Here is a 25,764-nt window from a genome sequence, read left to right as displayed (position 1 = left end):
AAGAATAACAGTATTGGCTCTATAAGAATAACGATATTGGCTCAATGAGAATAACTGTATTGAGAAGAAGGCACTTCTTGTTGAGACCAATCCAAACGCATATCGTATTGGTGACGGTTTTCAGGTAACAGCGGCACAGTTTCTCGATCGATATCTTTTAAAACGTTTGTGGCCGGCTTCATCACAGTGTCTCGACCGTATAAATAACTCTGCTCTTTTACAATGGCCAGATACGCTTTATTAAGCGATAAAGCACGGTCGACCGATGGAGCAATTAATTCATAGATATTGTTTAAACGCTTAACCTCGTCTTTTTTCACTTCACCTGCCGAGTCAAACCACCGTTCCAGCATTTCTGCATTCTGACGAAATTCATCACCGCCACCAACTCGCTCTAAATAAGTGAGATACTCACCCTCAGATTCACCGACATTTGGAACATCTGTTAACTTCGTTAAATCAATGTAACCCCAACCCGCTGCACCAGTGAGTTTTCGCGGAAAAGAGAAGGTATGATCAATATTGGCCCCAATACTTTTATGGCACCCCATACAAAACATTTGTTCTTCATGATGTTGTTTACGAAGCTCCCCTTGAGCATCTTCAATAAATCCCCAAACCATCCAACCATTTTTATTACTCATTCCATTATCACCGTAGTCAGAAACCATCGGTAATTTTTCAAAATGTTTTTCCTTACGTTCATTGTAAGTTACGCTGTTGATGTGCTTAGGGTCCATAAACTTACGCTTTTGCAAATAACGCACTTCTTTCATTCGTTTTGAATTAACGATCCGCCCATTCTCTTCCACACCCAAATAACGAACCGTATGTAAGAACTCCGTATCTTTAGGGTAAAGCATGTGCACAAGTGGAATACTCGCAGCATCACCAAGATAATAATCACCGCGAATAATTCGAGTGGCCGACACACTCAAAACACCATCCTGATCAATATCAATATTCATAGCGGCTTCATTGAGCGGTGGCGTGCTCATTTCATCCATGCCCTTAATATTCATCTCAAGCAAGCTCAAGTTGGCAAAGTAGAGATCTTTCGAAAAAGCGCCGTCTACTTCAGAAAAAGCGTTGGGCAAACGAATCATGACATCATCCGTAGAGCCATTTGTTGGCCAAAAAGTACTGGGCAATGGTTTATAATTAAAAGCGACCCAGCGCGATCCATCCAGCGCCAACCCCCACTCATCAAACGCCAAAGCTCCCTCTTGCAAATCTTTAATATAAGGCACCTCGCCTTTCCAGTTTTTTGAATTCATCCATGAAATTAATGACGAGTAATTATCGGCATTAACGTACTCTAAAATTTTCTCATCAGAGATAGAATCAATAAAATCCGTTCGATCTTTAAAAAGATTCACCCATCGATTTTTAACACCAAAGTCTGAAAATATATATTGGCCCTGAAGGAAGCCATCATTCATTTTATTACTGTGATTATTACTTGCAGGATAACTCTGATGACAAACATAACACGGGTTAGAGACACCATCGGTTTTGGTGTAACACTGTGAAGGAATGGGGGCTTCTGGGTTGTAAACTTCTCCATGCTCTACCCACTCTAACGCAGCAATTTCATCAATACTTCGCGCCCCCTCCGGTATGTCATCAGATTGAGAGGAACTAGATTGAATGGAACTAGAATCACCCTCGCCATTGACGGCGATATTGCCATCATCTGAACACCCTATCATGGAGAAAATTCCTAACCAAATGATGAACCACTTCTTTAACCCATGATTACTGAGCATTTTTTTATCTCTATGTTTATTAAATGACTTAAAAACAAAAAAGGATGCACGAAATGCACCCTTTTTAATTCGGTAATGACTCATATTAAAAATCATTACCTTATTAATCCACAATGCAGATTAATTATTTTCTGAAGGATCATACATCCACAAAGTATTATTGGTTTGACCACCATCTTCACCAATAATAATGCGGCCATCGTCAGCAACAATCACATTATCAGGTTGAGATAAGGCGTTTACATCGCAACGTGCTGCACCATCCAGTGACGAACGATAAGTCGCCCCCATCAAGACAGGTTCAATTCTCGCCACATCGTAACCCGCTTCCAACTTCATACGGTAAACACCACCGCACTCTTGTACTCTTGAAGATAATTGAATATCCCCTTCATCGTCGATCATGCCATTATCGATGTCAGAGATAGCGAAATAGACATAAGCCTCATCTACTACTTCATCAGGAATTAAATCAACACCACTTACCGCTTCTTCTGCGCGTTTTTGGTTGACATAAATACCTTCAAATTTACGCCATTCGGCAGTAGCGCCTTTTGCGCGTGCCGCTCTGCGAGACTCCAAGAAAGCAATTCGGTTATCCATTGGAGCACCTGCGGTGACCGCACCGCCATACACATCGGCACCTTCATACCCTGCTGTTTCAGCATCGGCGTATACCATATCCGCCGACGGGTAATTTGGATCTTCGTTTGCCCAAGCAATGGCATCCGCATCCGTCAGGTAACTGCTTTTGCCATCCACATAATCGTCTAAACCAATGGCATCGTATTGAGCAATCCAAGCTTCAATGGTCGCATTATCGCCATGCGCAAGTTCAATCCACTGGATATCAAAGCCTGTGGTCGCCGGCTCATTACTGCCCGCATCTTGAGTTAATTTCGCGGCATACAATATCCCTGCGCTTAAATCACCCGCAACGTCTGCAACAAATTTAAAGAACACACCATCGGTATTATCTTGAGATAAATACACGGTTTTTTGATCCGGCATTACGATGGCATTTTCGTGCTCATAACGTCCCATCGTATAATGCTTAACCGGAACAGGATTGGCCATCGTTGGGTTGGTAATTTCAACAATATAGTGGTAACGATAGGTATTCGGGAACGTCGTTATGGTCGCTTGATCATCAATATCAACATTCGAATCAATATATTTTGCCAAAGGCATACGCGCACGCACTTTGCGCAAGTCACTGTCTGCAGGCGCAGGGTTATTCCAGACTTCGGTATCGTTACCGGCATTTCCCCACTCTTCGGAGGTCAACGGTGTTCCCCAAGGCGATACGGAACCGAAACAGTTTGCAATAGTGCCGTAAGCGCCAAAATCTAACATCTCAGCATCACCCACTTCCCATTGATAGGTAGACGGGTTTTTGGTTAATTCAATGCGGCTCATTCCACCAGGAAAATACTCCCAGTTAGTAAATAAATAACCGGTGGTGGCACTGGTCGGAATGTAAGCATTGAAATCCACCATATCGACAGAAGCAAACTCGTATAAACCATCGGCAGAGGTAATCGCGCCCAAACCTTCAGGGGCACTGGTGAATAAATCATCTTGTTGTGCAATAACTTGATAAGTGCCGTAGGCACTGTGAATAAGCTGCTTTTCTTCGTCCGACTCTGGAACCGGTAAAGAGATAGGGTTTCTCGGCAATTGATGAAGATTCACACCACTGAGCACACCGATTGTGCCTTTGTTGTGCAGTTTTCCATCTGCATCTTCCATTTCATTAGATGTATCAGGGTGTTGCGCGTTAAAAAATAAATCGCCATCTTCGGTTAAGTACAGGCCGGTCACTTCCGCACCTAATGGCACGGTAGCCAAGCGCATAAGACCTTTTGCCATTAAAGAACCATCAGCGCCATCCGTTCCTGCTTCGCCATCTACACCAGGCGTGCCCGCAACACCGGTGGCACCATCATTTCCATCATCACCACTACAAGCAATCAAACTCAATACGGGAACAAGAACGACCATGGCGCGGCGCACGGCTAACGACAACTCCAACTGTTTAAAAAACATATCTCCTCCAGGCTTTTATTGTGATAAATCGAGAATGAATATAAAAAGAAAAATGAAGATTGATCTTTCACGGATGCAGGCGTATGCAGCGGAATTGACTTGTTCCCTAAGACACAAAAGCCGATCGCCCCAAATTATTTATTTGTATCGATGCTCAAGTACCAACTTGTTAATTCACTTGGTGTTCGAACATATTCTTTAGTTGCTGTGCAATCGGTCGCGAAAGTAACAATCCTCCATGACACTTCAATTAACTTGAAATGTCATATTTTTTTACTTTTTATTACAATTCAAAGTAATAATTATTTTCTCCTTACAAAACAATCATTTATGCGCCATCCTTAAACCAATAAAATACACCTGTCATCTAGCCACCTAGACTAAGGGCTAATATGTGGTTTTGTGTCGTACACCCCGTTAATGCTCTACTTACCCTGAAAAACCAAATCACATAGAAATAAAACCCACAGCAACACACCGTGCGTACCATGAATCAACATGCGTACTGTGCATCGACGAAAGTGTTAAAATTTCGATAAAATAAGTGAAATACCCCATGGCTAAGGTGTCTGAGCAGGGGGCTTTACTTTCAAAACAGGGGTTAAGAAGGGGTTATTTATTATGCAAAAAAAGCGCGCTTCCACAATTTGTAGCGGTATTATTCTACTGAGTGCATTGCTTTCTAATTTGGCGTGGGCCGACTGGGCTTTAGTGAGCAACCAGTCTGCACTTACATTTGTCTCCACAAAAGCAGGCAATATTGCCGAAGTGCATAAATTTTCATCAATCAAAGGGCAAGTGACCGCTAAGGGCGCTGCAATCATCGAAATTGACTTAATTTCTATTGATAGCGCCATTCCCATTCGTGATGAACGTATGCAGAAATTCCTTTTTGAAACCGCAAAATTCCCCAAAGCCAAGATCGTGGCCGATGTATCGGGCGTCTTAAAAAAATCGAAATCCGCTGCTTATGTCACCGCAAGCGTACCCGCTCAACTGCAACTGCACGGACAAGAACAGTCGATTACGTTGGAGTTAGCCGTCGCCACACTTAATGATGGACAGATTATGGTGAGCGCGACACAGCCCACTATTGTTAATGCTAGCGGTTTCGACCTAGTGGCTGGCATTGAAAAGTTACGCGAGATTGCCGGCTTACCCGCGATTAGTCATTCTGTACCGGTGAGTTTTTCACTTTTATTCGCCCCCTCCCCAACCAAAGCCCATTAACAGAGAAACGCTAAAATAGGGAAAAACGCTAAAAAAATGTGTCCATCCTGACTATAATCGGGGTGGATTTAACTGACTCTGGTTTGACTTCCGCGCATTGCGGTATCACTTTTTATCGAGGTACTCACCTTGCAATCTGATGCACTCTCTCAACTTTCCTCTCTCTCTTCCGATCAACTCCAAGCGCTGGCTTCAGCCTTAACCACTGAATACCAAGCGCACAAAGACAAAGGTCTGAAACTGGATTTGACCCGTGGTAAGCCATCTTCTGAACAATTGGATTTATCCGATGCCTTAGACGGCATTTTAAATGGCGATTACACCACTGCAAACGGCACTGATGCTCGCAATTACGGCGGCATTGACGGTATCAGCGAATTAAAAGCATTAGGAGCAGAGATTCTTGATGTTAAACCAGAGCAAATTTTAGTCGGCGGTAACGCCAGCTTGGCACTGATGTTCCAAGCCGTTATGCAAGCTCATGTTTTTGGTTTCAATGGCCCAGAATCGGCCTGGAACAAAGAAACGACAGTGAAGTTTTTATGCCCCGTCCCCGGCTATGACCGCCACTTCAGTATTTGCGAAACCTTTGGTATCGAAATGGTGACCGTACCCATGACTGCCACCGGCCCAGACATGGATCAAGTAGAAGCCATGATCAAAGCCGACAGCCAAATTAAAGGCATCTGGTGTGTACCGAAGTATTCAAACCCGACCGGTGTGGTTTACAGCGATGACACCGTCAAACGCATTGCCGAGTTAGCCAAAATTGCCGGCCCGAACTTCAAAGTCTTTTGGGATAACGCTTACATCGTTCACGATTTAACCGACACACCCAAAACGTTGGCCAACATCATGAGCTTGGCAGAAGCGGCTGGCACCGAAGACAGCATTCTGCAATTTTGTTCTACTTCTAAAATTTCTCACGCCGGTGCCGGTGTGGCCTTTTTGAATGCCAGCACAGCGAACTTAGCCACATTCAAAAAATTATTGGGTATCGGCACCATTGGGCCGGACAAAGTCAACCAACTGCGCCATGCCAAACTGTTCCCAACTGTGGATGCGTTAAAAGCTCACATGAAGAAACATGCAGAAATTCTGCAACCCCGTTTTGAATGCGTGTTGAAACACTTGAATGAAGCGTTTGGAGATAACACCCTAGGCGCATGGGAATCTGTCGAAGGCGGCTATTTTATTTCTTTTGATACCCAACCGGGTTTGGCTTCAAAAGTGGTTACTTTAGCCGCCGAAGCCGGCGTGAAATTAACCCCAGCGGGGGCCACCTTCCCCTACGGGAAAGACCCAGAAGACAAAAACATTCGCATTGCGCCGAGTGTTCCCACAATGGACGAAGTGGATGCGGCTATGGCCATCTTCGTCACTTGTGTGCAATTAGCCACAGTTGAACAACAGCTCGGTTAAAAAAATGGAGGGATAACGCTTTCCTCCATTACCCAATTTAGCGGTCGCTTCTTTCGCCCCAAAAAAGCCCAAAAAAAAGATTGAAAGAACGACCGCTATAGTAAACATAAAATAGAAGGGAAAAATATTCCCCCTTTGGGACAGATTTTTTCATCAAAGACGTCACAGCCCGTACTCGATTTATTAGTAGCCTAAATGTCCGGCAAACACAGGATTTTGTATTGCTGGTCCCGATGCTTAAGCTAATAATCATCCGCGTATTACCAGTATATTTGTGAGATAACTTCGTAGAAAATTGACTTCAATTTACCAAGCTCAACACTTGGTATCACATTCTGTCATGAGTTGTAATTTGTTGTAATATTCCGTCATTACCAATTTAAAAAAAGTGTTATGAATATACTCATACAAGTCGATTCAGAATACATTTTTTAAAAATCAGTGCATCAAACTAAAACCGCGCCCTTTATAACTTTGAAAAAAAGCGTATGGCAAGAAGTGTTCTATTTTGATGTTGGTTAGGTACTTTCGTATTATTGGGAATACGGATACGCCAATGAACACCCCGTGTTGTTTCCAGTTCATCCGGTCCAGACACAAGACCCAGACATCATGAGGGGCCATCCAAGAAACAATGATTCTGGCAATTTAATTCAAACAGAGGTCGTTATTTTTAAAAAAGCGTTTCAAGCGTTAGTGGTTAGAAGCAATTTGAGCGGTTCCTCCCATGTATTCGGCCAATACCGCGAGATTGACACTTCCAGAGATAATGAGATTAATCATGAGATGCGCCAAACATTCGGCGCAGGATTGATGCCAGCCCAATAGGGGCTTAAGCTTGTGGGTCAGTGAGCGAACGTCTTTCATTTACCGGTTACACGTTTGGTTTGGTCACTTTAGTGTACCGTATGAAAGCGTTCGCTCACTCCTGTAGGCCTTGCCAACAGTGTGTTTCAGGAATTATTGTCCCCTACAGAGATCATATATTATAAATTTACAGATAGAAAAGCTCTTTTGATGAAAACGATGTCACCGAAAATTCGCTATCACGGCGCTAGATTTAGGCTTACGCCATGGATTCAATAATTATTGTCCTCTACAGAGAATGAGAAGTTAAAATATCGTACACTCGTTAACTTTATAGATGCGATTATTTGGATAATAACTTAACCCTTATAAGCATCAGGAGATGCCATGGCTATTCCTAGTAGCACATTGAAAATATATGAAATGACCCGTATCGATCGTGCAATAGAAGCTTTTGTTCAAATTGAAAATCCTAAAGCTTCTGATTTAAATCTTATTAAGGTACAGAGCGATATTGAAAACGGTTTAGAGCAATATCGGATAGGTGCACTGTCAATGACAGAGAGGGAACGGTTAGATGAAAAGCATTGTTCCAGTAAACTGGCAGCATTTATGACAGCTGAGGGTGACACTAGGCCACATCCGGAATGCCATTGTCATGCAATTGTTTCTGGTGCTCACAGTGAGGCTGCGGTGTTACGTGCTGTTTTGGCATGGCTAGCAGTAAGAATTGATGATCCAAGAAATGGCTGTTGGTTACCTAGAAATACGGCTGCACGATCCAAAATGCCAGAGTGGCTTAAAAATGCAATACCGCATAGTAGAATACATCGCAAAACGTATTATCGATGGTTAGAAGATAATATTAACTTTACAATGACCCCTACATTAAATGACTTGGTTCTTAAATTGAAAATAATTCGCACCTGTTTACAACAGGGTAATGTTCGGCCAGATATTTTATTAGACCTTGGTTATGAAGTGAGTAATTAATGACGCTTTATTCTATATACGCTGACAGTGATCAATATCGAAAAGTAGAATTTGATAAAGAGCAAATGTTTGAAGACTTTGGATCGTTAAGAAACCATTTTGATGTGAATTTTTCTCCAAAGCCTATAGCATTAACTCTTAAACGCCCTTTAATGGTGAATTTTCTATGCGAAAACACAGAATATCATGGTGATGTGATGCCAGATATTACAGAACACTATGGACGGTTGTTCTTAAATCAAAAAGCTTACGATATTCTGCACAACGTGATAAAAGATGATGGTGAATTTTTGCCCGTCATTTATAGCAATACGGAGGGCTATATATTTAACCCTTTACAAGTTGCAGAAAGTGTAGAGGGTCTCAACCAATCACTGAGTTTGAAGGATGAATATGGAAACCGAAAAAGTATCGTTTTTTATGAAGATCGTGTAAGAGAATTCAAAATCTTTAAAACAAAATTCGATAGTTATATAAATTCATTTATCCAGTTGGAGGTCAAAGAATTAATTGAAGAAAATCAATTGAAGGGTGTGTATTTTACTGAAGATTTGGGTGACCCATTTTCTGCGAAATATTCAGAAAAGCTCCTAAAAAGTTAGGCTCAATTTATGTCTCCTTTAGTATTATTATAGCGAATTTATTAAAGGTTGGGAAAAGACGTACCTGTCAATTTCTTATCTGCCTATTCGGCAGTGCACGATCTCAGTAACACTAAATGTGTAGGATCGCATAAGAAATCATAACGCGCGGCTTTACGATACCCGACCAGCTATTAGACAATGTGCGCAACGATCACGACAATAATCGTGAATAGATTTGATATTACGAGACAGAAACACTACGGCAACAACACACGCCGCCGCTAAGTTTACAAAGTAACAAACTTACACAACCTCCCAAGCCTTAAATGAGACTTGGGATTAATGTTCCCGTTTCATATCGGCATTTGGTGGGAATGGATGGCCAATATCTTCTGAAAATATGATCCCTGTGAGCTGTTTACGCTCAACAATTTCTTTGATCTTAGAGGAAACAAAAAAACCATCTAAATCTATTTCACAACGAAACATATTGATGTCTGATAGTTTTTCTTCATCAAACACAATAGAAAAGCGATCATTTAACGGATCGTGCATACTGCGTTCTTTATTGATCGCACCATGCTGCTCAGCCAAAGTTAGGCAATTAAATATATACCCGTTTTTATCATCATAAGTAACAGGTAAAAATTCACCATAAGAAATTAGCGCGTCCTTCAATCCCTCATATGCACGTAAGCTCAAAAATAACTTACCAACGCGCATAGAAATATCCGGGATTGTATCCGCACCACTGCCATCGTCAAAGAATGTAACATTCATCGATTGCCAGCCTTCACTATAAGAAATAGGACTTGGATCGATATTAAAATCTGTATCTTCACCCAAAGCTTTACGAGCTTCTTTCCCTTCAATGTGTAAACATAAATATTTTTGGGTTATGGGGTGAATACGATAAATCATGATGTAATTTTTGCTCCTGCTGGCAACATAACATAGTCTGGTAAACTTACCATATTAAGTAAACGGCTTTTAATCATAATCAGTTGAAATCGGCAATGACTTTCATCTTTAGTTATCGGCAATCTGATATAGGTATCCATCCATCTGTAATAGTTTTTACGATGAATACGGCTATGTGGTACGGCAGCGCTTCCCATTATTCGTTTAGCTTCTGTATTTTCCGGCAACCAGCACCCGTTATCAGAATCATCAATGCGTATTTTGTATTTGGCAAGGATACCACGCAAAGTTGCAGCCAGTGGGTGTCCGCCAGATATAATAGCATGAGCGTGACATAGTGAGTGAGGTTTTGTGTCGCCAGCGACTGCCATTCTTGCCCCCAGCTTTTGAGAGTTATGCACTTCCTCTTCTAGCTCTGTTCGGGACTTATTGCTGTATCCATCATGAACGTACCCTAGTAGCTCCTGTACTCCGGCTTCGACCTGACCAGTCACTTTTAGCATATTCAGATCGGCAGCCGTGGGCTTTTCAATACCAACAAATTTATCAATGGCACGCTCTGTTAGGCTTTTAAATACATACGGCTTTTCAATTGGCATACCATGGTGAGGCAACATATTTTGATCCTTAAATGATGAGGAGCATTCATAATTGATTGTTTTTAAATCTGGCAGCTATTGTATAATTTTTTATCGCATCAACGATGACATACATGCATATGCAAATAAAGAGATGCCAAAATTATAAATGTGTGACGAGCCTCACGCAGGCTTATAAAGCATACCGCATCCAAGGTCGCACCTTGGTCGTAATCCACTGGCGACACCGTGGTCGAAGTTCGGCAGTTCACTTTTTTTCTTAGCTGCCTATTCGGCAGTGCACAAAACCATAAACTTTCAGTCACCATGCAATCCTTTCTTAGCTGCCTATTCGGCAGTGCACTTAAAAGCCAAAGAGTCTGAATATAGGGAAATTTTCTTAGCTGCCTATTCGGCAGTGCACGATGTGTCACCGTTTCGGATTGATACTTTGACTTTCTTAGCTGCCTATTCGGCAGTGCACTTGAGTGTCGAGTGTTATCACGAGAGGGCAATTTTCTTAGCTGCCTATTCGGCAGTGCACACGGCTATGATTGTTAACTTTGATGTGCAACTTTTCTTAGCTGCCTATTCGGCAGTGCACAAATGGTTTCTGATATAGAGTTTATTCGGACTTTTCTTAGCTGCCTATTCGGCAGTGCACTTTAGTCAACTAAGCAGGTGACTATTCAATGTTTTCTTAGCTGCCTATTCGGCAGTGCACAAATGGCTTAACGGAGAGGGAATGCCATCAATTTTCTTAGCTGCCTATTCGGCAGTGCACCTACCACTGGCTGTGGGTCAGCATCGATATCATTTCTTAGCTGCCTATTCGGCAGTGCACTGATCAGTATGGCTTATCAGCTTGGAGTACAATTTCTTAGCTGCCTATTCGGCAGTGCACGCAGCTGGCGGCAGCCTTGCCGTTGCAAATTGTTTCTTAGCTGCCTATTCGGCAGTGCACGTATTAATGCCGAGTACCGGCACATCGCCTTTTTTCTTAGCTGCCTATTCGGCAGTGCACCCCCAATACGCGTTTTCGTTGCCCTCTCCGGATTTCTTAGCTGCCTATTCGGCAGTGCACAACCAATTAGAGTAGTGATTATTGGCGTCCTCTTTCTTAGCTGCCTATTCGGCAGTGCACTAAACAAGCTCATCCCCATCAACCAAACCATGTTTCTTAGCTGCCTATTCGGCAGTGCACAGTTACGGTAAGGCTTCCGTTTTGATGCTGCATTTCTTAGCTGCCTATTCGGCAGTGCACAAATTGGCTTGTTTGTCAAGCATATTCAAAGCTTTCTTAGCTGCCTATTCGGCAGTGCACTCATTGCGCAGGGAGCGCCCTAGCAGTCCCGATTTCTTAGCTGCCTATTCGGCAGTGCACGGTACTCAATTTATCGATGTTGGTCGACGTATTTTCTTAGCTGCCTATTCGGCAGTGCACCTCACCGGGATCACCTTTAATGATTTCGGCGTTTTCTTAGCTGCCTATTCGGCAGTGCACGCACCGTTCAGGCGCAGCGGCATTGCACTGTTTTTCTTAGCTGCCTATTCGGCAGTGCACCAAACTTGTTATCAATCAGCTAACAGCCCCGATTTCTTAGCTGCCTATTCGGCAGTGCACGCAATTAAAGACAATGATAATGATGCAGTGTTTTTCTTAGCTGCCTATTCGGCAGTGCACTGATGACGGTCGCCCCCTCGCCTTTTTCCGGTTTTCTTAGCTGCCTATTCGGCAGTGCACGTGTATTCGCCCAGTGTGCTCAAGCGCAAGTCTTTCTTAGCTGCCTATTCGGCAGTGCACGCTGACCACGTCAGCTGCGTACATACCTGACTTTTCTTAGCTGCCTATTCGGCAGTGCACGGTACGGCAGCATGCCGGCCTCTAACTTATCATTTCTTAGCTGCCTATTCGGCAGTGCACTCTCTCCTAATGCGGTTGGTAAGTGGCTAAAATTTCTTAGCTGCCTATTCGGCAGTGCACACATATTAAGCACTTGGCCCCAATGCCCCCATTTTCTTAGCTGCCTATTCGGCAGTGCACTTTTTCAATCTCAGCGTAACACGCCTCCCCTATTTCTTAGCTGCCTATTCGGCAGTGCACAATATAGCGCATCTAACCCCGTTCCTATATCCTTTCTTAGCTGCCTATTCGGCAGTGCACGTAAAACGGCTGGTTTGCCTGGAGGCATCATTTTTCTTAGCTGCCTATTCGGCAGTGCACGTGGCGCAGCTGGAGGCGCGCCTAAGTCGTATTTTCTTAGCTGCCTATTCGGCAGTGCACCGACTGTGACAGGACTAATCTTGGTCATGTCTTTTCTTAGCTGCCTATTCGGCAGTGCACTAACGGGGTTTAAGTGTGGGGTATGCTCCGCATTTCTTAGCTGCCTATTCGGCAGTGCACCGGGGGCTTTATGCGCTTACGCGGCTATCAAATTTCTTAGCTGCCTATTCGGCAGTGCACGAAACCAGCCTTGAGTTCGACGTACCAGTCTGTTTCTTAGCTGCCTATTCGGCAGTGCACGTGAAAAAGTTTCCAGTGGAAACTTTTCTGAATTTCTTAGCTGCCTATTCGGCAGTGCACGACAACAAGCGTGTGATCGCCATTGAATTTGATTTCTTAGCTGCCTATTCGGCAGTGCACTAGAGTGTAATGGAGATAAGTCACTGATAATAGTGATATTTTGGTGAATACAGGTGTGTTAACCCTTTTTACTTTACTTGTAAAAAAGTACTTATAAATCAATAGGTTAATTTTGGCCTTAAAAAAAGGGGTAACGCCATCAAATGTAAAAAACAGAATACTGTCGTTAAATTACATTTATTGGCGCATCTTCGCCTATTTTTCTTATTTTGTTGGCTTATTATTTCGCACCGTATGACTAGAAGCTTTTAAGTAAAAAGCCTCTGTAGGATACAATAATGCCTAAAACATACTGTTGGTAAGGCCTACAGGAGTGAGCAAACGCTTAGTCTAGGTTTAACGCTTCAAAAATGCCTTCATTAAGCTGGCAAACGTTTCTGGCTTTTCGGCATGAAGCCAATGGCCGGTGTTAGGAATAATTTTTACCTGCGCATTTGGAAAACGCTGCAATACCTGTTCTCGATATTCCGGCAGAATGTAATCCGATTGATCTCCCTTAATGAACAGCACATCACCATCAAACGTACAATCCTCTCGATTACCACCAATAATATGAGAGTAATTACTTTTTAGCCCTGCAATATTCGGCTTCCAAGCAAACTGGCCCTGATCGTTTTTGTGTAAGTTTTTTAAAATAAAACTCCGTACGGCAGATTCCTGAATGTGTTGTTTAAGCACATCATCCGCCTCACCGCGAGATTGAATGGATGACAACGGCACACTTTCCATACCTACAAACACATTGTTATGCCGGGGCTCAAGGTAAGCAATGGGTGCGATATCTCCCACAACTACTTTCGCCACTCGATCTGGGTAAGTTAATGCCATTTCCATCATCGCCTTTCCACCTAGAGAGTGCCCGAAGAGATGGGCTTTCTCGATTCGATGTTCATCCATGTACTTCAGTACATCTTCCGCCAGTACCGAAAGTGTCATTGTGTCATCGTGAGGAGAGCGACCATGATTTCGCATGTCCAAACTGATTACTCGGAAGTCATCCACCAACAAACGCCCGACACCGGCAAGATTTTCCAAAGAACCAAACAGACCGTGCATCATGATCAACGGCTCACCCTGAGTGCTCATTTCTTTGCTATTTAAAGGTACGGCATGTATCGATGGCGTGTCAGACATAATTCGTCACTTAGCAGTTTGCATTCAACAAAAAGGGAACAAACCCACTGCTCAATCAGTCGGTTTGAGGCGTTTGACCTTGGAAGGGAAATGTCGCAATTTTATCGCCAGGTTTAATGTCACTGACTTTACCCACACCGCCCTTTTCCACTTCATCAATACGAATGATGGCCTGCATGGGAATGTACGATCGAGTGACGTTGGCAAACTCCCCTTTCAACTTTTCTTCACCGGGGTCAACCACCAACTGTGTACGCTCACCAAATACAAATTCTTCTACTTCAATAAACCCGTACATATCACTTTGGTAAATCGCTTTCGCAAAGATCTCATAGACCTGATGACGGTTATAAAAAATCACTTTATAAATGGGCTTGTTACTCATAGCAGTCTCTAACTAATTGGGGGCGCGAGAATAGCATATTAGTGGATATTGTTGCCGTTTTTTCAACCCCACTCATACCACGTAAACGTCGACGCAAAGGTGGGCAACCCAAGCGAGTCCAGCTATAATCCGCCCTCTTTCTTTATTGTCGGTTAATTTTTAAACAGGTGCATTTCATGTCGGACCCAACAGCAGCCATCGAGGCAGCCACCTCAGAGACCTCCACCGAAGACCAAAAGGTGAAAAAGCTGTTTATTCAAACTCACGGATGCCAGATGAATGAGTATGACTCAAATCGTATGCGTGATTTGTTGGGCGAGTCGCACCAGATGGTCGCAACTGAAGACCCGGAAGAAGCCGACGTACTCTTGATCAATACCTGCTCTATACGTGAGAAAGCCCAAGAAAAGCTTTTCCATCAATTAGGCCGCTGGAAGCATTTAAAAAGCAAAAATCCAGATGTCGTCATTGGCGTTGGAGGCTGTGTTGCGAGCCAAGAAGGCGATGCCATCGCCAAGCGTGCGCCCTTTGTCGATCTCATTTTTGGCCCACAAACCTTGCATCGCTTACCGGAGATGATGGAAACCCCTCGCGACAACGGCGCCGTCGTGGTCGACATCAGCTTTCCGGAAATCGAAAAATTTGATCGCCTACCCGAACCTGAAGCCGATGGTGTTTCTGCGTTTGTCTCCATTATGGAAGGCTGTTCAAAATACTGCACCTTCTGCGTTGTGCCTTATACCCGAGGCGAAGAAGTGAGCCGCCCCGTGGCCGATGTGCTCGCAGAAGTCGCACACCTTGCCGGCCAAGGCGTTCGTGAAATTAACCTTTTGGGCCAAAATGTGAATGCCTATCGGGGTGATGGCCCCCATGGTGCCTCCGTCGATTTAGCCGAATTAATTCACTACGTTGCAGCCATTGATGGCATTGACCGTATTCGCTTCACCACTTCGCACCCCGTCGAATTTTCAGATAGCTTGATCGAAGCTTATGCTGAAGTACCAGAGCTGGTGAGCCATTTGCACCTGCCTGTCCAAAGTGGTTCTGACCGTATTTTAATGGCAATGAAGCGTGGCCATACCGCCCTAGAATATAAGTCTAAGCTGAGAAAAATCCGTAAACTGCGGCCTGACATCAGCTTTTCATCTGACTTCATCATCGGTTTCCCGGGTGAAACTGAGGCCGATTTCGAAGCCACCATGAAGCTCATCGCAGATATGGAGTTCGATACCTCTTTTAGCTTTATCTACAGCCAGCGCCCCGGTACTCCTGCGGCAGACTTGCCCGATGACACCCCAGAAGAGGTGAAGAAGCAACGTCTGAAAATCTTACAGGACCGCATTGTCCAGCAGGCGATGGCCATTAGCCGTCGTATGGTCGGCAACACCGAACGGGTGTTGGTGAGCGGATATTCCAAGAAAGACCCTGGGCAACTTTCAGGCCGTACCGAAAACAACCGTGTGGTTAACTTCCGCTGCGATACCCCGGAACTGATTGGTAAATTTGCCGATATCTTAATTGAAGAAGCCCTACCCAACTCCTTACGCGGGACGTTAATGGCTTCTGAGCTAGAAGAAGACTTCTTTTAATGGTTCTTTTTAATAGTTCTTTTATAACAACTGGCCGCCTTCAAACAGGCCAGTGAATACCAGAGTGGGCCACTATCATTACTATGCTGAGCCCACTTCTTAGCCTCTCCAGACCTCTCACTATGCCCCTGACTTCGGCTATCCGGCCCGTAGCTCTTCCATGTCTTTAGCCGATGGTTTAGTCTACAGGTATCGATAGAAAACGCAGGAGCTGATAGCCCCCTTTGAACAGTCAGATTGAAGCACCGAATCGCACACAAGACACAACCACACACAGCACTGATACCTCTTCTTCTCAGTCTGCTGCACTCGCTAGCGATTCGCCAAAAACCACCCATAAGCTCTCCCTAGAACCCAATGATGCCCGCCGGTTAGCTAACTTATGCGGACAATTTGACGAGCATATAAAGCAAATTGAAAAGCGCCTCGGTATTAAAATTCGTAACCGGGGTAATGAGTTTGCGTTAATAGGGCAAGAACACGCCACCCACGCCGCTCGCCTTTTGCTGAAATCACTCTATGGAGAAACCCACTCCGGGGAAACTCTCACCCCAGACCAAGTGCACCTCGCACTGCAGGAAGCCAACGTAGAAGCCGTTATGATGCAAGCCACCGAAGCCAGTGATACCTCTAGTCCAGAACAAGAAGATTTTGGCAGCCCCGTCTTAATTCGCACCAAAAAATGCACCGTGAAACCTCGCGGCCTTAACCAACAGCATTATGTGCAGGCGGTACAAAAGAACGACATCAACTTCGGTATCGGGCCTGCAGGTACGGGGAAAACCTATCTTGCCGTGGCTTGCGCGGTTGAATCACTGTTAAACGACAATATCGAGCGAATCCTTTTAGTTCGTCCGGCGGTAGAAGCCGGTGAGAAGCTCGGCTTTTTGCCCGGTGATTTATCCCAAAAGGTCGACCCCTATTTACGACCACTCTACGATGCCCTCTACGAGATGCTTGGGTTTGAAACTGTAGATAAGTTAATCGAACGTAATGTGATTGAAGTGGCGCCACTGGCCTATATGCGTGGCCGCACACTGAATAATGCGTTTGTGATTTTGGATGAAAGCCAAAATACCACGAGAGAACAAATGAAAATGTTCCTCACTCGTATCGGTTTTGGCACCACCGCTGTGATCAATGGCGACCCAAGTCAGATTGATTTACCGAAAGGTCAAGCCTCTGGCCTTCGCCACGCGACAAACGTACTGGAAAACGTCAACGGCATTAGCTTTACCTACTTCGGGGCGAAGGATGTGGTTCGTCACCCCTTAGTTCAGCGCATTGTTGAAGCCTATGACGCCGCAGAAGCGGCGGCAGAACAAGCGAAAAAACAGGCTCAAGCGGAAAACGCAAATAAGGCAGCATCACAAGCGCCATGAATCTCCAGCTTGACCTCCAAATTGCGGTAGAGCCGAATAACCTCCCCTCTACTGCAGAGTTCCAACAATGGGCCGAGCTTGCCATCGCATATGGACGAGCCACGCCCGAAAGCACACCTGAAGGTGCCGTTGAGCTCACCATACGACTCGCGCCCAGCGATGAAATTCAGGAGCTCAATCGTACCTACCGTCAAAAAAACAAGCCGACCAATGTATTGTCTTTCCCGGCAGACATTCCCGAAGCGTTGGGAATGGAAATGGGCATAGATTTGCTTGGTGATCTAATCATCTGTCCTGCGGTTGTTGAGTCTGAAGCACAAGAACAAGAAAAAGCACTCATCTCACATTGGGCGCACATGGTCATTCATGGCACCTTGCATCTTTTAGGTTACGACCACATAGAAGACGACGAAGCCCATGAGATGGAATCGTTAGAAATTCAATTGCTAGAAAAACTGGGCTACCCAGCCCCTTACCAGATTAAATCATCTGACACCCCAAAAAATGGAGTCAAAAAATCCAATGAGCGATGACCCGTCGAGTAGTACACCGTCCTCACGCGGACAGGAGAAATCCTGGTTTGAGAAACTAATGGGTGGCTTTAGTGCCGAACCCAAATCTCGTGAGGACCTCATTAAAATCATCAAAGACGCCGCCAACAATAACCTACTCGATGAAGAGGCGGTGAGTATCATCGAAGGTGCCATGGACGTGCAGGATCAACAAGTCCGCAATGTCATGGTGCCTCGCTCACAAATGGTGGTGGTCAATCTCAACGACGACCCAGAAGCATTTTTGACCAAAGTGATGGAATCCGGTCACTCCCGCTTCCCCGTAGTGGGCGACACCATCGACGATATCAAGGGTATTTTGCTCGCCAAAGATCTTCTGCCTCTGATTCTCAGCGGTACCAAAGATTTCCGTTTAGAAAACGTAATTCGCCCAGCCAGCATCATTCCCGAAAGTAAACGCTTGAATGTATTGCTTCGGGAGTTTCGTGAAAACCGGTATCACATGGCCCTCGTTATTGATGAATACGGTGCTATTTCAGGGCTCGTCACCATCGAAGACGTGCTGGAAGAAATTGTGGGTGAAATCGAAGACGAAACCGATGAAGACGATGATGAGTCGTTCATTCGTAAGGTGGCAGACAATGAATACATCATCAAAGCACTGCTCCCCATTGAAGACTTCAACGAAGAGTTTGGTGCACAATTCAGCGAAGAAGAATTTGATACCATCGGTGGTATTTTGATGCGTGCATTTGGGCACCTGCCCCAACGTAATGAACACACCGACATTGACGGCTATACCTTCCGGGTGCTTTACGCCGATAGTCGACAAATTCATTTACTGCGCCTAACCACACCAGGGCCCCACTAACCCAAACCACCTTTGCTTTATGGCACATTACGGGGTATTTACCTCTCGGAATGTGCCGTAAAGCAAAAATTAATCACTAAGACACGGCGTCATAAGCCCATCACCACCTGTAATCATCAACTCTCGCTAGACTCTTTTCCCCACACGCCGTCATAATTGACTCTGTTCATTAGAACGCCCTATTAAAATGCCTTGCCCATTTAGACATCAATAAGGACACCCTTTTGACCGCACCCGCTCACTCTCATTCATTGGGCACAGGCAATATTGCCTCAAATAAAGCCACAAATTTGAAATACCTAGCCATCAATACCATCGCCGGTGCCGCTACCCCTCTCGCACTCGCCCCTTGGAATTGGTGGCCAGTCGCCATCCTGTCACTAGCGGTGCTGTCTTTAACATTACGCAACGTAACTGGCCGTCACGCCTTCTTCCGCACATTGGCGTTTGGGTTGGGTATGTTTGGCACTGGGGCGTCATGGGTGTTTGTGAGTATCCATACCTTTGGCATGACCTCTCTACCACTGGCGATTGTAATGACGACCTTATTCGTCGCCTTCCTCGCGCTGGTATTTGCGCTGCCCTACCTGCTTCTCCCAAGGTTCACCCCCAACGTAACATTGGGAATGTTAATTACCTTTCCGGTATTTTGGAGTATCACCGAGTGGTTAAGAAGCTGGCTACTGACGGGATTTCCCTGGTTGTATGTGGGATATGGGCACCTCAACTCCCCACTTTCTGGCTTTGCCCCCGTCGGCGGGGTTTTACTCATTGGGTTTGGGGTCGCCTTTTCCGCCGCCGTTCTGGCCTTTGGAATTGACCTCTTTCTCCGCAGAAAAGCCGATAATAACGAGACAATTCATAAGAAGGCCTTTGCTCTCGCCTCAAGTGCACTACTTGGTGTTTGGGTTGCTGGCTATGAGCTTTCTAAGCAAGAATGGACAACGCCCTATCGGGATGCCATTTCTGTGGGTATTGTCCAAGCCAATATTCCTCAAGAGCTAAAATGGGCGCCCGAATTTCGCGAAGAAACGTATAACCGCTACCGAGAGATGACCCAAACCCTTTGGGAAAACGATTGGGTTATTTGGCCTGAAGCGGCTATTCCAGAGCTGTATCAACAGGCGATTCCTTTTCTCGATGAGTTTCACCATAAAGCGGCTGCCAGCAATACTACCCTCATTACCGGTGTACTCACCCTGAGCCCCTCTCGCGATAGCGCTCGTAATTCCATTACCGCCTTAGGCACCGGGTTGGGTATTTATCACAAAACTCGCCTAGTTCCCTTTGGCGAATACGTCCCCTTGGAAGAGTGGCTACGCGGCGCCATTGCCTTCTTTGATTTACCCACTTCGGTGATTTCACGTGGCCCAGAAGGCCAACGAGGGCTGCAATCGGGGGCGGTCATGCTCTCCCCGAGCATTTGTTATGAAGTGGTCTACCCCACATTGGTGAGTCAATCTGCTAAAGACGCCCAAGTTCTGATCACCATCAGTAACGATGCTTGGTTTGGACATTCCATCGGCCCTCTTCAGCATATGCAGATGGCCCAAATGCGCGCCTTAGAAACCGGCAGACCTCTCATTCGTGCCACCAATAACGGCATCAGTGCTCTTGTTGACTCACGCGGCCAGTTTATTGCTCAAACCCCACAATTTGTTCAAGAGACCTTATCGGGCACCCTGCAGCCTATGACCGGGCACACTCCTTTTATGAGTTGGGAAAATGAGCCCCTATTGGCACTACTTTTGGCAGGTTTATTGATCACAGGCACAATGCAACTTCGAAAAAAACGGCAGAGTAAGAAGGCCATTCCGGTATAAAAGAATATCGATAATTACTCACTTCTTATATTAGGAAACCTCCACTGTCGACAACAGTCGTACATTAGACACAACTGATAGCTTCCTATTTGCGTAAGAATTTTTTAGTTGTAGTCACCCAAAGGGCTTAATCGAGAGAGCATAATGAAGTACACGGATATCCCAACATACTGCCCCAAAAACATTTTACCTTACCGACAACTGTGTAAAGTGTTTGTGATTGCCGCATTGTGTATGGCTCTCTTCTCATGCTCTTCAACAAAAATAGGCTATCGCTTTTTAGACAACTGGCTGCGATGGCAATTAGATGACTATGTCGACCTAAACCGCACACAAGAACAACAGGTCATTCGTTTCACCAAAGAATTTCACTCTTGGCATCAGACAACCCAGCTACCGGTATATGTGGATTTTATCAACCAGCAAATTACCATTATCGAAAAACCCTCTCTCACACCAGAAGACATTCAACAAAGTTTGGATGGCAGCTACGAACTTTGGTTAGCAAGTGCATTGGAACTTTTGCCCAAAGGCATGGCCGTGTTAAAGACCCTAGATGAATCACAGCTGGCACAAACGATTGAGGCACTGAAGGAAAATGAAGCCGAATTCGAAGAAGAAATGGTAAGCAAGCCTTTAGCTGAACAGCACGCCTATCGACAAGAAAAAATGACCGACTCCCTACAAAAATGGCTAGGAAAGCTTACAGACCACCAACACAATTTGATTGCAGAGTGGGTAGACAAAATGCGCTATGAGCGAGAGCGAATTTTACAACAACAAATTCAATGGCGTACCGATTTCGCAGAAGCGATGGCAATGAACCGCAACTCAGGAGAGTTTAAGGAACGTATACGAACACTATTTGTCACACCGGACGAGTTATGGGGTGAGGAGTACGAACGCTATATTCAAGATAATCAACAACAAACACTGCTTTTGCTTAGTGGAATTCATCAATCGCTAAGTGACAAGCAACGAAAGAAATTGATCAAACGATTGGTCGCCTATCGCGATGATTTTGAAGATCTTTCTGACGATATCTAACCACGTAAATCACACTTGATCGCCATGTTTATGCCATAAATCCAGCGATTCTTCCTGCCAGAGATAAAGCAAAGTCAGCCCTTCATCGACGACTTTCAAATAAGCATCGATAATTTCAGTGGCCAACGAGAACAGCTGGCTGCTATCCATTCGAATAGCTCTCGGCTCCATCACTTCTTTCTCTACTGTGGTGAGTAAAAACATCAGCTTGAACTCGTACGCTTTAATCAAAGGCAGAGCCGGAATTCGATTGTCCGTATTTTCGCCCAATCGATCCGCTTGATTACGAACTTTCTCGTATTGTACTCGAGTCCCCTGAATAAAGTACTTCAGCTTGCCCAATTCCAGCTCATCCACACTGCCACGGCTTGCTGCCAACGTAGACAACCCCCGAATTTTTGCCACCTGTTCAATCAGCGATGGTAATTGATTACACACAAAAACCAATAACCCTACCTGGCTAAATGCCTGCTTTCTTGCGGAAAGGCCAGCGTTGGTTTTTTCAGGAGAAGCAGAATCAATTCCCACAAACTCATCGGCCACCGGACGCTCCATTCGCCTAGCCAACAACATCATTATCTGGAGCAACTGTTCAATAAAGTGGGAGTGGAACTCAAAGTTCTCCATCACCGAATCTCTCTGCCAACCTTGCTCAATCATACTCCAGGAACTGGCCAACTTTTCCAGCTGATTGTTTGGAAGTAAATGATGAGATTGATGTGCAAAGGCTTGCAAGGTGCGCATACGACGCGCTACTTGGCGTTGTAAAGATAAAAACTCACTTGAAAATTGTTCGTAACCGGCAATTAAGGACATTCCTAACCCTCTGTGCCGCTGTATCGCCCGACACAAATGGCTGATTTGCTTAATTAAATCCAAAGACAGCAATCGGTCTGTGTAATTCGTACACGCTAATACCAACTCACTCTGAATTGAATCATTCTGAATGGCAGAGTTCTGTGTCGGCGAGCTCAGGGCGGAAGTACTTTGGCCTGGGTCATCGCGCGTTATGTTGCCTCTAATCGGCCCACTATCGTATGAGGGGTTATTACTGTCCAACGAACTTCGCCTGTACACTAATCATGAATGAGAATACGTTTCATCACGTTATTGTGTCCCCTTTTGAGGCACACTTTAAGCTTGAAGATAATATTTCTACTTCCAACGCAAAGTGTATGCCATTTCCTTGCCTCCTAATATTGCGTTCTTTAACAGTAAGAAAAGATAATTTGATCCTAAAACACCGTTCAATACTAATATTGAATCAAATTCTCCTGCTTGCCAGTCTAGACAGAACGAAATGCACTAAGATAGATCTATTAAGCGCAATATAAAGGTCTTCCCGCTACCCCCTTGATTGCCATGGGAACAAACCAAGACCGCCAAATTGCTCATCCATTGTTTGAAAAAAGCATTCATAATTTGATCCTTTCGTCTTATTTAAGAACTAAATGGCGCCCAAGTTTGCAAAATCACTCAATAAGGTTATAAAATAATCATCATCACTTACGACAAAGCGTGACAAAAATCACAAATCGTGAGGGAGAGGCTAGAACGCTTAGCAATCAACATGAAGACGTGTTCGCCGATAAGGGAAAGTGATCCGAACTGGTGCTTATCGCACTCCACAGAATCTACCCCTACACACAACTGGAAGACCGCTGATACTCAGCAAATGCATTCACACATTGGAGGTTAACAATGAAGCTAATAGCCCAATTACTCGTTGCGGCATTCATCTCATTGAGCATGGTAGGTACTGCAAGTGCTAACTATTCAAAGCTCAGTAACGAATCTTGTATAAAGACGAAATCATGGCTGTTTTGGTCTTACGATGTTGAAGATAAGGCTTGTCGTAAATATCAAAGACAACAACGCACAAAAGAGCCTAAAGCAACAAACAAGAAAGGTATTAAACAATACCTCAGCTCAAACGGATTCAGATTCCATCAGTACGGCCGCGACAAAAAATGCATGAAGGCGAGCAAATGGTGGGGGTGGTCATTCAAAAAAGTCAACAAAGCTTGTCGCAATCATGATGGTGGCGGTAAACCCGACACAAAAAAAGTACCTGAATTAGACGCCGCATCTGCTAGTATTTCCGTTGCACTCGTTACCGGTTTACTGGCATTGGGCCTAGAGCGTCGAAGAAGAAAGTCTGCACGCCGCTCCCCAAAATAAATAACATAGTTTGCAGTCTTTACTTAACAAAGTAATCAGGAAACGGGCGACATAGTCGCCCGTTTTTTTATTGTCGTGAAAATACTGTTTAAACAATATCATTTATCACTTCCTATCACGGCTTTGCTCATCCTCTTGAGTGAGGTTCTTGCTGTCAGTTTTTTTTATGACTCTGCCTTACTTAGTCAACACTCCCAAACCCCACTAAGTGTCTTTCTCTCAGAGCTCAGTCTCTTAATCAAATGGTTCGTTGCCTTTGGCGTTGCCTTTGGCATTACACTATTGGCTCATTCAGAAACGACTCATTCAAAAGCCACAATCGGCACAGATGATTCAATCACCCCGCATCAATGGCCCATTGCCTTAGGCTTGAACGTCATCGCCTACCTATGCTTTCTTGTATTAACCGAGAGTCTATTTAGCAACTCAACAGTTGAAACCAACGCACTCGCTATCCATTTACTTTCTATCCTTTCACCCACTACAAATGCATTACTTTGGTTTCTGTGCGGAACGATTGTCGCAACCACGGCCCTCTTGCTTGCTGCACCTTGGCGATACTGGAAGCAGCATTTAACACAGCACCGAAAAGCCTTGGCTGTCTGTACTGTGATTGCCAGTTTCATTACCCTAAGCTCTCTGGCGTCCAAACAGTTTTGGCCTGCCTTTATCGAGCCCACGTTTTTGGTTTCTACGGGTTTATTGATGCTGGTATCCAACAGCATCTACATTGATAGCGAGCATTTTGACCTTGGCCTCAGCCACTTTGTCGTGAATGTCTCTCCTGAATGCTCCGGCCTCGAAGGAATGGGGCTAGCACTCTCCTTCTCTTGCTTGTATTTGTATCTCTTCCGCAAACAGCTGCCCTTTCCAAAAGCTTTTGTGTTACTTCCCATTGCAGCAGTGGCCAGCTGGTTCCTCAATGCCTGTCGTATTGCCTTGCTCATTATGATTGGAGAATGGGTCTCCCCAGAATTTGCCATCGGTGGCTTTCACAGCCAGGCAGGGTGGATTACCTTCACCGCCTTATCATTACTCATCGTCTTTACTTTCCATAAATTCATGAGTGTTAACGCCACTGAAATTCAGGAAGTTCAGAGAAGTTCAGAAGAAGATTCCGAACTGCCACTGGCCAACGCGTTAATCATTCCCTTTCTAGCTTTTCTCTGTATCTCGCTGTTAAGCGGCCTAGACAGTCGCACTGTGAGCTTTACGTATTTCCTTAAAGTCATCGGCACAGGTGCTGCACTGTGGTATTGGTGGAAAACACTGCAATTGACAAAACCACTGGGTCGCTTGAAAGCCATAGGCATCGGTGCCAGCGTGGCCATTCTTTGGGTATGGATGATTCCCGCAGACGCACAGTACAATTTGTCCTTCAATACTGACTTGGAAGAAATGGGAATTCTCTGGGGAAGTCTCTGGCTGATCTCCCGTGTTCTGGGCTCGATTCTCATTGCCCCCTTGGTGGAAGAACTGATGTTCCGAGGCTATTTATTGGCTCGTTTATCTCGCCAACCTTTCGGCCTTAACCAACCGATAACAGCAACATGGACAGCTATAATCATCAGTGCAGTCGCCTTTGGTGCCATACACCAACACTGGATTGCCGGTTGCCTTGCCGGCCTTGCCTACGGATTCGTAAGACATCGAGGCAATGTCAGCTCCGCCATTCTCGCCCACAGCGTCACCAATGGGCTTTTATGCGTCTACGTTTTATTCACACTTAACTGGACGGTACTTTAAGCCACACACGGCAATCGCATTCCTGCCCACAAATACCTATAATCTCCGGCTTTATTATTCATTACATTCAGCGTTTATTTTCCAACAGGCTAACGAC

20 protein-coding genes and 1 CRISPR repeat array are annotated in these 25,764 nt (G+C 44.9%); of the genes, 12 read left to right on the top strand and 8 right to left on the bottom strand.

The features are described from left to right. Positions 1 to 41 precede the first annotated feature (41 nt). Positions 42 to 1,769 carry a hypothetical protein gene (locus LU351_RS00170; RefSeq protein ID WP_232591973.1) on the bottom strand — a complete coding sequence of 576 codons (1,728 nt, stop codon included), beginning with the start codon at positions 1,767 to 1,769 and terminating at the stop codon, positions 42 to 44. Between the two features lie 120 nt (positions 1,770 to 1,889). Then, entirely contained in the window at positions 1,890 to 3,818 is a 1,929-nt protein-coding gene (locus LU351_RS00165; RefSeq protein WP_232591972.1) for an alkaline phosphatase PhoX, read from the bottom strand. A gap of 621 nt (positions 3,819 to 4,439) precedes the next feature. Between LU351_RS00165 and LU351_RS00160 the strand changes: the two genes are divergently transcribed. Next, positions 4,440 to 5,048 (top strand): YceI family protein, encoded by a 609-nt coding sequence (locus LU351_RS00160; RefSeq protein ID WP_232591971.1) that lies wholly within the window; start codon positions 4,440 to 4,442, stop codon positions 5,046 to 5,048. A 129-nt stretch (positions 5,049 to 5,177) separates the two neighbouring features. Further along, on the top strand, positions 5,178 to 6,470 hold the full coding sequence (locus tag LU351_RS00155; protein WP_269783212.1) for an aspartate aminotransferase type Ic: 1,293 nt from the start codon (positions 5,178 to 5,180) through the stop codon (positions 6,468 to 6,470). Between the two features lie 693 nt (positions 6,471 to 7,163). On the opposite strand, the gene LU351_RS00150 is transcribed toward LU351_RS00155, so the two are convergent. Next, on the bottom strand, positions 7,164 to 7,337 hold the full coding sequence (locus tag LU351_RS00150; protein ID WP_232591970.1) for a hypothetical protein: 174 nt from the start codon (positions 7,335 to 7,337) through the stop codon (positions 7,164 to 7,166). Between the two features lie 327 nt (positions 7,338 to 7,664). Here LU351_RS00150 and LU351_RS00145 point away from each other — a divergent pair, with 327 nt between their 5' ends. Both LU351_RS00145 and LU351_RS00140 read left to right on the top strand, forming a co-directional pair. After that, positions 7,665 to 8,270, top strand: a complete 606-nt coding sequence (locus LU351_RS00145) for an AHH domain-containing protein (protein WP_232591969.1) — start codon at positions 7,665 to 7,667, stop codon at positions 8,268 to 8,270. Beyond that, positions 8,270 to 8,872 carry a hypothetical protein gene (locus tag LU351_RS00140; protein ID WP_232591968.1) on the top strand — a complete coding sequence of 201 codons (603 nt, stop codon included), beginning with the start codon at positions 8,270 to 8,272 and terminating at the stop codon, positions 8,870 to 8,872. The genes LU351_RS00145 and LU351_RS00140 overlap by 1 nt, the downstream gene beginning before the upstream one ends. A gap of 321 nt (positions 8,873 to 9,193) precedes the next feature. Here LU351_RS00140 and LU351_RS00135 read toward each other — a convergent pair whose 3' ends face one another. The 4 genes from LU351_RS00135 to LU351_RS00120 all read right to left on the bottom strand — a co-directional run bounded on the left by LU351_RS00135 (position 9,194) and on the right by LU351_RS00120 (position 14,516). Beyond that, positions 9,194 to 9,775: a hypothetical protein gene (locus LU351_RS00135; protein ID WP_232591967.1), complete on the bottom strand. Its 582-nt coding sequence runs from the start codon at positions 9,773 to 9,775 to the stop codon at positions 9,194 to 9,196. Then, the gene (locus tag LU351_RS00130) at positions 9,772 to 10,392 is read right to left on the bottom strand and encodes an AHH domain-containing protein (RefSeq protein ID WP_232591966.1); all 621 of its coding nucleotides are present in this window, start codon (positions 10,390 to 10,392) and stop codon (positions 9,772 to 9,774) included. Before LU351_RS00130 ends, LU351_RS00135 begins: the two co-directional genes overlap by 4 nt. 237 nt (positions 10,393 to 10,629) lie before the next feature. After that, a CRISPR array of direct repeats spans positions 10,630 to 12,997; the repeat unit is 28 nt; unit sequence TTTCTTAGCTGCCTATTCGGCAGTGCAC. A gap of 336 nt (positions 12,998 to 13,333) precedes the next feature. Beyond that, positions 13,334 to 14,131, bottom strand: a complete 798-nt coding sequence (locus LU351_RS00125) for an alpha/beta fold hydrolase (protein ID WP_232591965.1) — start codon at positions 14,129 to 14,131, stop codon at positions 13,334 to 13,336. Positions 14,132 to 14,186: 55 nt separating this feature from the next. Further along, on the bottom strand, positions 14,187 to 14,516 hold the full coding sequence (locus LU351_RS00120; protein WP_232591964.1) for a DUF1820 family protein: 330 nt from the start codon (positions 14,514 to 14,516) through the stop codon (positions 14,187 to 14,189). Positions 14,517 to 14,692: 176 nt separating this feature from the next. On the opposite strand from LU351_RS00120, the gene miaB reads away from it, so the two are divergent. The 6 genes from miaB (at position 14,693) to LU351_RS00090 (ending at position 21,740) form a co-directional block, all read left to right on the top strand. Beyond that, complete coding sequence (gene miaB, locus LU351_RS00115; protein ID WP_269783211.1) at positions 14,693 to 16,105, top strand: tRNA (N6-isopentenyl adenosine(37)-C2)-methylthiotransferase MiaB; 1,413 nt, start codon at positions 14,693 to 14,695, stop codon at positions 16,103 to 16,105. Between the two features lie 224 nt (positions 16,106 to 16,329). Next, positions 16,330 to 17,487 (top strand): PhoH family protein, encoded by a 1,158-nt coding sequence (locus LU351_RS00110; RefSeq protein WP_232591963.1) that lies wholly within the window; start codon positions 16,330 to 16,332, stop codon positions 17,485 to 17,487. Further along, positions 17,484 to 18,020, top strand: coding sequence for an rRNA maturation RNase YbeY (gene ybeY / locus LU351_RS00105; RefSeq protein WP_232591962.1), 537 nt, complete (start codon positions 17,484 to 17,486; stop codon positions 18,018 to 18,020). The genes LU351_RS00110 and ybeY overlap by 4 nt, the downstream gene beginning before the upstream one ends. Further along, the gene (locus LU351_RS00100) at positions 18,010 to 18,870 is read left to right on the top strand and encodes an HlyC/CorC family transporter (RefSeq protein ID WP_232591961.1); all 861 of its coding nucleotides are present in this window, start codon (positions 18,010 to 18,012) and stop codon (positions 18,868 to 18,870) included. The genes ybeY and LU351_RS00100 overlap by 11 nt, the downstream gene beginning before the upstream one ends. A gap of 224 nt (positions 18,871 to 19,094) precedes the next feature. Then, positions 19,095 to 20,693: an apolipoprotein N-acyltransferase gene (lnt, locus tag LU351_RS00095; RefSeq protein WP_232591960.1), complete on the top strand. Its 1,599-nt coding sequence runs from the start codon at positions 19,095 to 19,097 to the stop codon at positions 20,691 to 20,693. A 144-nt stretch (positions 20,694 to 20,837) separates the two neighbouring features. Next, positions 20,838 to 21,740 (top strand): DUF6279 family lipoprotein, encoded by a 903-nt coding sequence (locus tag LU351_RS00090; protein ID WP_232591959.1) that lies wholly within the window; start codon positions 20,838 to 20,840, stop codon positions 21,738 to 21,740. A 9-nt stretch (positions 21,741 to 21,749) separates the two neighbouring features. Here the strand turns inward: LU351_RS00090 and LU351_RS00085 are convergent, their stop codons facing one another. Continuing rightward, positions 21,750 to 22,799 (bottom strand): lytic murein transglycosylase, encoded by a 1,050-nt coding sequence (locus LU351_RS00085; protein ID WP_232591958.1) that lies wholly within the window; start codon positions 22,797 to 22,799, stop codon positions 21,750 to 21,752. 642 nt (positions 22,800 to 23,441) lie between these two features. Between LU351_RS00085 and LU351_RS00080 the strand changes: the two genes are divergently transcribed. Both LU351_RS00080 and xrtE read left to right on the top strand, forming a co-directional pair. After that, complete coding sequence (locus tag LU351_RS00080; protein WP_232591957.1) at positions 23,442 to 23,921, top strand: hypothetical protein; 480 nt, start codon at positions 23,442 to 23,444, stop codon at positions 23,919 to 23,921. A gap of 135 nt (positions 23,922 to 24,056) precedes the next feature. Beyond that, entirely contained in the window at positions 24,057 to 25,667 is a 1,611-nt protein-coding gene (gene xrtE, locus LU351_RS00075; protein ID WP_232591956.1) for an exosortase E/protease, VPEID-CTERM system, read from the top strand. Positions 25,668 to 25,764: the final 97 nt, after the last annotated feature.

The sequence above is a fragment of the Marinibactrum halimedae genome, from assembly GCF_021234875.1.
Lineage (GTDB): Bacteria > Pseudomonadota > Gammaproteobacteria > Pseudomonadales > Cellvibrionaceae > Marinibactrum > Marinibactrum halimedae.
Note: the sequence above shows the minus strand (reverse complement) of the source record. Positions and strands in the feature narration are given on the sequence as shown.

Coding starts and splice junctions, on each gene's coding strand:
- LU351_RS00130 (WP_232591966.1), bottom strand. CDS start 10,392: ATGTTGCCTCACCATGGTATGCCAATTGAAAAGCCGTATGTATTTAAA.
- LU351_RS00165 (WP_232591972.1), bottom strand. CDS start 3,818: ATGTTTTTTAAACAGTTGGAGTTGTCGTTAGCCGTGCGCCGCGCCATG.
- ybeY (WP_232591962.1), top strand. CDS start 17,484: ATGAATCTCCAGCTTGACCTCCAAATTGCGGTAGAGCCGAATAACCTC.
- LU351_RS00150 (WP_232591970.1), bottom strand. CDS start 7,337: ATGAAAGACGTTCGCTCACTGACCCACAAGCTTAAGCCCCTATTGGGC.
- LU351_RS00135 (WP_232591967.1), bottom strand. CDS start 9,775: ATGATTTATCGTATTCACCCCATAACCCAAAAATATTTATGTTTACAC.
- LU351_RS00090 (WP_232591959.1), top strand. CDS start 20,838: ATGAAGTACACGGATATCCCAACATACTGCCCCAAAAACATTTTACCT.
- LU351_RS00145 (WP_232591969.1), top strand. CDS start 7,665: ATGGCTATTCCTAGTAGCACATTGAAAATATATGAAATGACCCGTATC.
- LU351_RS00170 (WP_232591973.1), bottom strand. CDS start 1,769: ATGCTCAGTAATCATGGGTTAAAGAAGTGGTTCATCATTTGGTTAGGA.
- LU351_RS00080 (WP_232591957.1), top strand. CDS start 23,442: ATGAAGCTAATAGCCCAATTACTCGTTGCGGCATTCATCTCATTGAGC.
- miaB (WP_269783211.1), top strand. CDS start 14,693: ATGTCGGACCCAACAGCAGCCATCGAGGCAGCCACCTCAGAGACCTCC.
- LU351_RS00140 (WP_232591968.1), top strand. CDS start 8,270: ATGACGCTTTATTCTATATACGCTGACAGTGATCAATATCGAAAAGTA.
- LU351_RS00100 (WP_232591961.1), top strand. CDS start 18,010: ATGAGCGATGACCCGTCGAGTAGTACACCGTCCTCACGCGGACAGGAG.
- LU351_RS00160 (WP_232591971.1), top strand. CDS start 4,440: ATGCAAAAAAAGCGCGCTTCCACAATTTGTAGCGGTATTATTCTACTG.
- LU351_RS00120 (WP_232591964.1), bottom strand. CDS start 14,516: ATGAGTAACAAGCCCATTTATAAAGTGATTTTTTATAACCGTCATCAG.
- LU351_RS00125 (WP_232591965.1), bottom strand. CDS start 14,131: ATGTCTGACACGCCATCGATACATGCCGTACCTTTAAATAGCAAAGAA.